The organism is Roseinatronobacter alkalisoli (assembly GCF_028745735.1).
GTDB classification, from domain to species: domain Bacteria; phylum Pseudomonadota; class Alphaproteobacteria; order Rhodobacterales; family Rhodobacteraceae; genus Roseinatronobacter; species Roseinatronobacter alkalisoli.
In genome coordinates this window covers 1-1056 of sequence record NZ_JAQZSM010000119.1, presented here as the reverse complement: position 1 = coordinate 1056, position 1056 = coordinate 1, and the positions used below count along the sequence as shown (strand labels likewise).

The 1056-nt window shown below is 57.4% G+C and carries 1 protein-coding gene; it reads right to left on the bottom strand.

The window, feature by feature from the left end:
* Window positions 1-15: 15 nt before the first annotated feature.
* A protein-coding gene (locus PUT78_RS23615) for an IS630 family transposase (RefSeq protein WP_274354653.1) occupies window positions 16-974 on the bottom strand; the annotation gives its coding sequence in 2 pieces (ribosomal slippage) (window positions 16-630 and window positions 633-974; 957 coding nt in all).
* Window positions 975-1056: the final 82 nt, after the last annotated feature.

Sequence of the window (1056 nt, the reverse complement as noted above, 5' to 3'; positions counted from 1 at the left end):
TAAAGCCTCGAGCCTTTAACTTGATCCATATCCTGCTTCGCAGCAGTAATTCCAGCATTCCTGCGGTGTGAACAGATCGCAGACTTCGGCGAGTGCGTCGAACATCTGGTCGAATGTTCTGGCCCCGATCCGTCGCAGGTGTGCTTTGAGTTTCGAGAACGCCATTTCGATTGGGTTCAAGTCGGGTGAGTAGGGCGGCAGATAGAGGAACCAGCACCCAACGTCTTTCAAAGCCTGCGCGGCATCCCTGTTACGGTGCGTCGCGAGATTGTCGCAGATGACAACCGTCCCAGGCTGTAGGTTTGGGGCAAGAACCTCCCGGATATATGCGGCGAAGGCCTCTCCGTTCATTGCTCCTTTGATCACCCACGGCGCGATCAGACTGTCGTGGGTCAGGCCCGCAATGAAGGTCTGTGTGCCCCATGCGCCGAAGGGTGCGTTCATTTCCAAGCGTTGGCCGCGCGAACTGCGCCCACGCAGCCGCGTCATGTTGGTTTTGACCGAGGTTTCATCGATAAACACAAGCCGATCCGGATACACCTGCATTTTGGGGACGCGGTGGCGGAGCCAATCCTGCCGCAGGTTTTTTACACGCGCACGAAGCCGCTCGGTCGCGACCAGTGACTTTTTTTGTATGTGTAGCCAAGCTTGCGCAAAAACCGCCCGATGGAGGCGGGATGGGCAACAACCCCGGTGGCCGCCTTCAGCGCTCCGGAAAGCTCTGGCAGGGTCATATCGCCATCCTGCGCCACCACCTCTTTAAGAAAGGCTTGATGGGCCGCAAGTTTGCCATGACCGGGAGGGCGCCCCTGTGCCTCCATCGAGACTGATCCCGTCTCGCGCAACTTGCGCTGCCATCGCACACCGGTGGCAGCCGATAATCTCAGCCGGGCCGCAGCCGCGCGACCACTCAAACCATCTTCTATATATGCTTGAAAACGCGCCCTGAGCGCATGCGGCAGTGCTGCTGACATGAAACATCCTCCTGCAAAGGATGAATCACAGATCAAACCGAAAGGGAATCCACCGATTCAAGTTTCAAGTTCGCCGCTTTAA